8 protein-coding genes are annotated in these 8,453 nt (G+C 68.2%); 3 read left to right on the forward strand and 5 right to left on the reverse strand.

Annotation, left to right across the window (positions count from 1 at the left end):
- Nucleotides 1-15: 15 nt before the first annotated feature.
- The 3 genes from E0504_RS47500 to E0504_RS47510 all read right to left on the reverse strand — a co-directional run bounded on the left by E0504_RS47500 (nucleotide 16) and on the right by E0504_RS47510 (nucleotide 4,380).
- Nucleotides 16-1,461 (reverse strand): MFS transporter, encoded by a 1,446-nt coding sequence (locus E0504_RS47500; protein ID WP_131627807.1) that lies wholly within the window; start codon nucleotides 1,459-1,461, stop codon nucleotides 16-18.
- A gap of 19 nt (nucleotides 1,462-1,480) precedes the next feature.
- Complete coding sequence (locus E0504_RS47505; protein WP_112108197.1) at nucleotides 1,481-2,959, reverse strand: 4-hydroxyphenylacetate 3-hydroxylase family protein; 1,479 nt, start codon at nucleotides 2,957-2,959, stop codon at nucleotides 1,481-1,483.
- A 104-nt stretch (nucleotides 2,960-3,063) separates the two neighbouring features.
- Nucleotides 3,064-4,380 (reverse strand): flavin-dependent oxidoreductase, encoded by a 1,317-nt coding sequence (locus E0504_RS47510; RefSeq protein ID WP_112108196.1) that lies wholly within the window; start codon nucleotides 4,378-4,380, stop codon nucleotides 3,064-3,066.
- Between the two features lie 739 nt (nucleotides 4,381-5,119).
- On the opposite strand from E0504_RS47510, the gene E0504_RS47515 reads away from it, so the two are divergent.
- The 3 genes from E0504_RS47515 to E0504_RS47525 all read left to right on the forward strand — a co-directional run bounded on the left by E0504_RS47515 (nucleotide 5,120) and on the right by E0504_RS47525 (nucleotide 7,754).
- Entirely contained in the window at nucleotides 5,120-6,169 is a 1,050-nt protein-coding gene (locus E0504_RS47515; RefSeq protein ID WP_112108195.1) for an AraC family transcriptional regulator, read from the forward strand.
- 388 nt (nucleotides 6,170-6,557) lie between these two features.
- Complete coding sequence (locus E0504_RS47520) at nucleotides 6,558-6,722, forward strand: hypothetical protein (protein WP_306769417.1); 165 nt, start codon at nucleotides 6,558-6,560, stop codon at nucleotides 6,720-6,722.
- A gap of 795 nt (nucleotides 6,723-7,517) precedes the next feature.
- The gene (locus tag E0504_RS47525) at nucleotides 7,518-7,754 is read left to right on the forward strand and encodes a hypothetical protein (RefSeq protein WP_131627809.1); all 237 of its coding nucleotides are present in this window, start codon (nucleotides 7,518-7,520) and stop codon (nucleotides 7,752-7,754) included.
- Nucleotides 7,755-8,010: 256 nt separating this feature from the next.
- On the opposite strand, the gene E0504_RS53150 is transcribed toward E0504_RS47525, so the two are convergent.
- Together E0504_RS53150 and E0504_RS53155 are read right to left on the reverse strand one after the other, a co-directional pair.
- On the reverse strand, nucleotides 8,011-8,178 hold the full coding sequence (locus E0504_RS53150; RefSeq protein WP_243657971.1) for a hypothetical protein: 168 nt from the start codon (nucleotides 8,176-8,178) through the stop codon (nucleotides 8,011-8,013).
- The gene (locus E0504_RS53155) at nucleotides 8,178-8,330 is read right to left on the reverse strand and encodes a hypothetical protein (protein WP_235015122.1); all 153 of its coding nucleotides are present in this window, start codon (nucleotides 8,328-8,330) and stop codon (nucleotides 8,178-8,180) included. Before E0504_RS53155 ends, E0504_RS53150 begins: the two co-directional genes overlap by 1 nt.
- Between the last annotated feature and the right edge of the window lie 123 nt (nucleotides 8,331-8,453).

An 8,453-nucleotide genomic window follows, 5' to 3' on the forward strand; every position in this document is an offset into this window, starting at 1 on the left:
CAGCCCCCAGGGGGCTCAGCTCTCCCTGTCGCCTGGTGCGGCCATCGACACCGGTGGCCTTTCCCGGGTCGGCTCCTGCTGTGGTCTCGCCGTCCGTGGCACCGCCGCGTAGAGGGCGGACAGCAGCGCGATGGCGGAGGCGACGATGAACGCGACGGCGAATCCACTGGTGAGCGCCGCGGGATCGTCCGGACCGCCCTCGGCGGAGACGCGCGCGCTGGCGATACCGCTCAGCACGGCCAGACCGATGACCGAGCCGAACTGCTGACTGGTGTTGATCAGCCCGGAGGCGAGGCCGATCTCCTCCGGCCCGGCGTCCGCGGTCGCCGCGACGTTCGTGGTGATGGCAACCAGCGGAAGGCCGACCCCGAGGATCAGGCTGGGCAGGAGGATGTCCCCGGTGAACGAGCCATCGGGAGACAGCAGCGACAGCCACGCCATGCCGACGGCCACGAGCACATAGCCCGCGGTCATCGCCGGCCGGAGCCCGAGGCCGCCGATCAGCCGGTCCGCGTTGGAAGCCACCAGAATGACCACGACGCACAACGGGAGCAGCGCGCTGCCGCCCGCGACCGGTGAGTAACCGAGAACATCCTGCAGATACACACTGACGAGGAAGAACATCGGAAAGAGCACGACCTGCCCGAGCGCAGAGAGGAGGTTCGCCCGGCGTAGGACCGGCCTCCGCACGACCGCGGCCGGAACCAGGGGAACACGCACCCTGCCCTCCAGCCAGACGAAGACCGCCAGGAGAACCACCGCCGTCACGCCGGGTACGAGGGTCCGCGGCGAGGTCCAGCCGGCCACCCCCGTGTTCACCAGGCTGTAGGCGAGCAGCGCGAGCCCCGAGGTGACGGACAGTGCGCCACCGAGGTCGAAGCCGAGGCGTGCCGACGGACGCGTGTCCGGCGCCAGCGACCGAAGAGCCGACCCGACGAGCACGAGGCCAGCGACCACGTTCAACCCGAACGTGGACCGCCAGGTCAACCAGCTCGTGAGCACGCCGCCGAGCACGGTTCCCGCGGCGCCGCCCGCGCCGGCCATCGCCGCGAACACGCCCAGCGCCCGATGACGGTCGGGGCCGTCCGGGAACAGGCTGAGCAGCAGGGCGAACGCCGCGGCCGCCGCCAGAGCCGCACCGGCACCCTGCACCGCACGGGCGGCGATCAGCCACGAGGCCGTCTGCGCCACCGCGCCGGTCAGCGACGCGGCGACCAGGACGGCCAGACCCGTGAGGAACAGCCGCCTGCGCCCGAACAGGTCCGCCAGACGACCACTGAGCAGCAACAGCCCGCCGAACGTCACCAGATAGGCGTTGGCCACCCAGGACAGAGTCGCCGCCGAGACGTCGAACTCGTCCCCGATCGACGGCGCCGCGACATTTATGATCGCCGTGTCCAGAATCAGGAGGAACTGGGTGCCGGCGAGCAGCGTCAGGGCGCTACGGGCAGATTTTTCCAAAAGGTATCACCTGTTTCGGCTAGCTCGTCAGCGCTGGCCCGGCGGGAAGGTCATAGCCCTGCATGCACCTCTCGACGAGCTGCTCCAGAAGTTCCGGCCGGCTGTCGCGCAGAATCATCGGAAAATAGACGTGCGGCGCGCCGTGGTAAAAGCGTTCGTACTGCTCGTGCCGGCCGGCGAACTCCGAGCCGAGCGCATCCCACGCGAGCTTCAGGAGCTTGATCCGCCGTTCGGCAGGATGCCCCGGCGAACGCACGTACTTCGCGATCAGGCCGCCCATCTCGGGGTGACGCAGGTCGAGGCCGGACGCGGGGAGCTGGATGAGCCCGCCACCGGCAAGGAGCTTGACCTCCTGGACGATCTTCGGGTAGATCTCGCCGGCCATGGCCCGGTGTGCGGATGCGATCTCGTTGTTGATCCGTACCCCGCTGCCCCCCGGTACGGGTTCCCAGGCCGCCTCGGCGGCGAGGACCATCGACCTCGCGACGGTCAGCCAGCCGAGGATCTTCCCGATCTGGTTCTGCACCGGCGGCAGCTCATAGGTGTTGTTCGCCTTCGCGATGAGGATGGCGAGCCCGGACAGGAACTCGAGCTTCGTCCAGAACCGTGTCGCCGCCTGATGCACGAAGTTCGCGTAGGCCGCCGTGCCCCACCACTGCAGCAGCGCGGCACGGGTGTCCCGGTACACCAGCACGCGGTCCCAGGGGACGAAGACGTCGTCGCACACCAGTAACGCGTCGTTCTCGTCGAACCGGGAGGACAGCGGATTGTCGAACACGCTTCGCGCCGAAGCCTCGTACGAGGCACGAGAGACGAGCTTCAGCCCCGGCGTGTCGATCGGCACGGAGAACGACAGCGCGTAGTCCACGTCCTGCGGGGGCAACGGCTCGATGGTGCCGACGATGATCTCGTTTCCGAAGACCGCCGCGGTGCCTATCATCTTGGCGCCACGGACCACGATCCCGCCGTCGAGCTCCTTCACCGCCCGGACGTAGAGGTCGTCCTCCTCCTGCTCGGAGGCGGACCTCGTCCGGTCGATCTGCGGGTTCGTGATGGTGAACGCCTGGTACAGGTCGCCGCCGGCCATCCGGCGGTGGTAGGCACCGAGGTTCTGCCGGCCGTCGAAGGACTCGCCCGCGAACACCTCGGGGACAGCCAGGAACCCGGCGATGCCGCCGGCCATGTAGTCGGGCGAGCGCCCGAGGTATCCGAAGCTCGCTTCGGCCCAGACCTTGTACGCCTTGCGCCGGGCGACCAGGTCCTCGTAGTTCTCCGGAATCCGGTACGCCCGGTGTTCTCTGGTGCTTCCGTCGTCGCCGCGCACGGTCAGGACGTCGACGAGTCCCGGATCGTGGGTCAGATCGTAGAGTTCGGCGATCGAGCGCGCCGTGTTCTGGAAGGCCGGGTGGTTCGTGACGTCCCTGACGAGTTCGCCGTCAAGCCACACCTGACGGCCGTCGCGCAGGGAATCAAGATACTGGCTTCCGGTACGGGTCATGTTGCCTCTCTCGCTGCGATGACCAGTTCTGCGGTGATCCGCGTGGCAGACAGGGAATCGTCGGGGCGCGGCGGGGCCCGGGAGGCTGTCCCGCCGCCTGGAGATCACCCGGTTGCGCCCACGAGACGGGCCCGTCGGGTGTCGTAGGGAGACCTGGTGTTGACGCTGCCGCGGTCGAAGGCGGCCAGTTCGGCGTATCGATCGCATATCGCGCGCAGTTCGGCGGTGGGCAGCACGTCGTCGACGGTGGCGAATCCCTCTGGTGCGCGGCGGGCGACCAGGTCGATAACCGCCTCCGGACCCATCGCCCGATTGGCGATCTGGACCTGCGTGGCCACCGGGCGCCGATGTCGTTCGTAGGCTGTCAGGGCACGTTCGACATCCGGCTCCAGTGCCATGAAGTAGGCGAGGGCACGTGCGTCGATCACAGCCTGGGTCGTCGCGTTGGAGCCCATGGGATGCATCGCGTGCGCGGCGTCGCCGAGCAGTGTGGCCTGCCCGCGGCTCCAGGTGGGCAGCGGGTCGCGATCGATCATCGGGTACTCGAAACATCCGCTCGCGGCCTGGAACAGGTCGGTCAGAAGGTGCCCGCCGGTACGCCATCCCACGAACTCGTGGGCGAACTTCCCGGCCGGCACCGGCCGGTTCCAGTCCGAGCGGTCGACCTCAGCGGTGTCGAAGCGACGGGAGACCGCCCAGTTGAGCAGCACATGCCCGTCACCGCGGGGCGGGGTCACCGCGTACACCACCGCCTTGCGGACTCCGTCACCCATGATGACCATGCTGTTCGCCGGGCTCACCGGCGGAGCCCAGGCCATGCCGCGCCAGACGACCTGTCCGTTCCAGACCGGTTCGCCGTCGTTGCCGAGGAGCGACCGCCGAACGGCGGAGTGGATTCCGTCCGCGCCGACCAGCAGATCGGCGGTAAGCCTGGTGGGCTGACCGCCGCGCAGGACGTCGACGTGCACCCCGGACCGGCTGGACACCCCGGTCACGCGGCAGTCACTGACGAGTGCGCATTCACCGAGCCGGGTGCGGACCGCGTCGAGAAGCACCTGCTGGAGCTCACCTCGTCGGATCGACAGTTGCGGCCAGTCGTAGCCGTCGGCCCGACCACGCGGCTCCGCCATGATCAGGTCACCGTGCTGGTTGTGGTATCGAATCTCCGCAGTCCGCACCGCCCGCCTCGCGACATCGTGATAAAGGCCGAGCGCGGCCAATTCACGTACCGCGTTGGGCAGCAGGTTCACCCCGGCGCCCAGCGGGCGTAGTTCAGGTGCGGCTTCCAACACGACGACACGGTCGAAACCGGCGTCCTGCAGGCTCAGTGCTGCCGCGAGCCCACCTATCCCCGCGCCCGCGACGAGAACTTTCGCGGCGCGAACCGACGCGCTGCCCGAAGTGCGCCCGGCTGCAACCACGACCTGGCTCCTCCCCCCGTACCCGTCGAGAACCGGCCCACGACAACGGTTCTCCACCCGAACCGGGGAGGCAATAAAGTATCGACCAGGGCTACTTAACAAACGTCCATGCGTCCGGGACGGCTCGATGCCCGCGCGTCCCCGGGTGTCCGATACTCTGCGCACCCTGATACCACATCCGGCCTCTACTGTCACCAAATATGGCCCGTCCTGCGGCGGCGGACAATCGCAGCTGGTTGGGCGGGCGCGTAGTCGGAGGTCGGCTCGATGTGGCCGCATCGCCTGCGGGAACGGGAGTTCCACCGGGACCCGTCCGGGCCCCGGAACGGGCCTGCGCCACCCGGGGGCCGCCGAACGAAAAGTGGAGTTTCCTGGATGACCCGGCAGTCCTGGACACCACCGAACTGGCCGCGGGCAGGCGCGGGTGGCATTGGCGCTATGTCGATCGAACCGAGCGGAAATCCCCCATTGCCCGTGAGACTCGTCACCTCGGCGGCACCGCCCTACCCGGTCGAGGGCCCGGGGTCACATGGCTTGACCTGGGCCCCGGCCCCGAAGACCACGCGATTCCCGATCAAGATGATATTGTCGTCTTCGCGACCAGGTGCAGACCTGAATCTGGCGGTTGTGTACAGGTTAGGCTCGGATACTGATGTACCGCGGATGACCCGGTCGAACGCCCGGTGTTCCGCAGGCACCGTCCAATGGAGCGAGCCGCCAGTACCGAGGGAGCGGGGACATGCCCGTGCAGGTAGCGGACCAGGAAAACGATCTGCTGGGTGAGCTTCTACATCCGATTCGTCTGACCGGAGTGTTCCAGAGCCATTGGCTACTGAATTCTCCCTGGTCGATCGAGGGTGATTCTGAATCGGACTGCGTCGTACTCCACTACGTCATCGAGGGCTCGTGCTGGATCGGCACCGAGGGGGCCCGGCCGGTCCTACTGCGAGAGGGGGACCTGGCGGTATTCCCCACCGGGCGGTCGCACCGGGTCTCAGACCGCCCTGATCGGCGAGGCGTGCCGCTGCGGACCCTGCTCGCCGACCGCTCGCCGGGGACCTCGAGCCAGCTGGCTCTCGGTGGAGAGGGCGAGCAGACACGGATACTCTGCGCGGGCCTCTACTACGACGCCAACACCGTGTCCTCCCTGTACCACGCGTTGCCGTGGATCCTCACGCTCGAGCGGGAGGCCGTGGAGGCGGAACCACTGCTGCGGGACATCATCCACCAGCTCGTCACGGACCGGGACGGCGGGCCCGGGGCGCGCCTGATCACCCTGCGGATCTTCGAGGTCTTCTTCATTCTCAGTCTCCACCCACTGCTGCGCGGCATGATGGATCGCCCGGAGGTGCTCACCGCGCTGAAGGACCCGGCCATCAGCAAAGCTCTGCTGATCATGTACACGCGATTCGTCGAGCCCTGGACGATCGAGTCCCTGGCCCGGGAGGTCGGCATGTCTCGATCGGCCTTCGCGGCCAGTTTCCGCGAGATCGTCGGCGAGAGCCCGTCCAGCCATCTCATCCTCCGCCGGATGCGTGAGTCCGCGCGTCTTCTCGCGGAAAGCGACATCCCGCTCGGCGCGATACCCCAGAAGGTCGGGTACAAAAGTGCGGTCGGCTTCCACATCGCTTTCCGCAAGCGTTTCGGAATCACGCCCGGGGAATACCGTCAGCGCTTCCGGCGGGCGACCGGGAAGGCACCCACCGAGGACGGCGCGCGAGACGGCACCGTAAGATCCACGACGCTGGGACGGGAAGGCTCCGCACCGAGGGTTTCAACCGGGCTCTGAGCGGTGCCCGTCATGCCGCGGGCGCGCGGGCCTCGTCCGTGAACCACGCCCGGCGGCGCCTGCTGGGAGGGCGCGGCGCCGGCGTTGTCGCCATGGCCGCCGCAACGGGTCCGCGCACCTCGTTCCCGACGCCGAAGGATGAGCGTCTCTCGCCCTGCCTGGCCGGCACCCCCGTCCTCGACGCGCGTCCCCGTCTGACGCGTCCCCGTTTATCGATTTTCCGACCAGAAGGCCGAGCATCGACCCGGCCGTGAAATCGCGTTGCCCGACCAGCGAATGCCAGCCGTTTGTGCGCGTTCCTGGCGTGACGTGAGGACGGTGCTCTTTCGGTAGCCCCTCCGCCGGCAGCCGTAGTCCCCGGGTGCGTCGCTACCACCGCGCAAGCACGGTGCCAGGCAGGGGCTACGACGGCGATCCTGACAGGTTCGAGCCGGTGCGTCCGTTCCCCGAGCCACGCGAGTGGAGGATCGAGCAGGGCCCGAACCCGGGAACAATCATCATCGGCTTGGTGAACGACGAGCTGACCCTCGGCCTGCACCCGGCGCTCATCTAGCCGCCGATGGTCGCGCTCTCACCCATCTTCGGCCTGGACCGCGGCTGGACATTCGAGCAGGTCGGCTACTGTACCGGCCCGGCCAGCGACCCCGGATGTTCTCCACCACGGCCGCGAAGGCGAGCGCCGCAGCTTCTCCGAGGACGACTACGCAACGCTGATCGTCGCCGCGCACCACCAGCTCCACGCCCCGATCATCCTGTGCTGGGACAACCTCAAGTGCGCCACGCGGCGCCACGGAATCGAGTGGGGGTGAAAGGACTCCACCACCGGATGGTCGCAGCCGTCCGGTGAAGCTGAGGGCAGCCGCCACGTCCCGCCCGTCCGCCGGCCGCTCCGCCCGGGCTGGTCGGCCAAAGCAGCGCTCTCGGCGGCCATCATGCGTCACCCCCGGTCAGGAGCGGCGTGCCCGCCGGACGGACGTTGGGGGTGATAAGCGCAGGTAGACGGGCGGAAACGACCAGGCTCGGCTGAAATTTGCGTGGATGCTGTACGAGCCTCCCCGGGGGCACTGGTCACCGCGACCATCGGTGCGACCTGGGCATTTAGCCCGTCGGGCATCTTGGACGTCGACACTAATGCGAACCTCCACAACGTGACCGATCACGCACGGAAAGCTGCAACTATGGCTGGTGGGCTCGCATGCCCCCGCTCCCGAGCCCGCCCATGCAGCGGCCGGACGTTGAGACCAAGCCATCGGAGAAACAGCAAGGACCAGAGCAGCGGCCAGGGCCGACGCGCAAATCGCTGGACGATCGCGATGGTGGAACCTCCGGTCGCGGCCGACGGAAATCGTTGGCCGACTGCGATCAGACCGGGCAGTCTGTGCTCGTGGTCGTCCTCCCGTTCCCCGAGAACCGCACTGTGGGCACGATCGACTGGATTGGCTCCTCCTACGACCACCTGGGGCCGCTGCCGGCACGCGGTGACGTGGAAGTACCGGACGGCGGGGAGGCGACCCTGGAGATCCACCCCGCCGCGGAGCTGGATGGCCACGGCGGCAGAACCGTCGAATCGGCCTCGGTCAGCTGATCTCCGATCGACGTGCGCTTTCTCGATCAGCTGCCCTCCGACAGCATCACCGGGCTGTCGATCACGTACGCGGTTCAGCCCGGGTCGCTGTCCGCGCTGAGCGCACAGCTCGCTGCTGACACCGTGCCTCGTGATCAGCAGAAAGCCGCCGTTCCGGATCGGGCACCCCGACCTCCTTGCGGAGGTCGAGGGCCCGCGCCCGGGTTTCGGGGCAGATGAGGCCGAGGCGCCGGCGCGTCCCCTCGGTCAACTGCCGTTACACCCGCACCACGGGGTTCAGCGACCGACCGGGGTTCTGGAACACCATGGCGATCTGCTTGCCCCGGCTCTCCGCCCGCTCCTTGAGGAGATCCCGGCCCTGGAACACCACCTGGCCCGAGCATCCGGACCGAGCGATGATCAGACCCATGATCGCACGTGCCATCACTGACTTGCCGGACCCGGACTCCCCACCACACCCAGGGCCTGGGTGTGGTGGGGGTCCAGGGACACGTCGTCGACCGCGCGCACGACGCCACGCGGTGTGCCGATGTAGGCGCGAAGGTTGCGCACCTCCGGGGCAGGCTCAGCATTCATGGGTCACGGCTACCTTTCATCCGGGTAGCGACCGACTACTGCTGGAGCCGCGGGGTGACGACTACGGCTGGACCCACAGTTTCTCGGGCAGCAGGGAACCCAGGCCGTACTGCGCGAGGCCGC

This window comes from Parafrankia sp. BMG5.11 (assembly GCF_004337455.1).

Bases quoted from the DNA above. Each gene is read 5' to 3' on its own strand.
- E0504_RS47515 (WP_112108195.1), top strand. From the start codon at position 5,120: ATGCCCGTGCAGGTAGCGGACCAGGAAAACGATCTGCTGGGTGAGCTT.
- E0504_RS47505 (WP_112108197.1), bottom strand. From the start codon at position 2,959: ATGACCCGTACCGGAAGCCAGTATCTTGATTCCCTGCGCGACGGCCGT.
- E0504_RS53150 (WP_243657971.1), bottom strand. From the start codon at position 8,178: ATGGCACGTGCGATCATGGGTCTGATCATCGCTCGGTCCGGATGCTCG.
- E0504_RS53155 (WP_235015122.1), bottom strand. From the start codon at position 8,330: ATGAATGCTGAGCCTGCCCCGGAGGTGCGCAACCTTCGCGCCTACATC.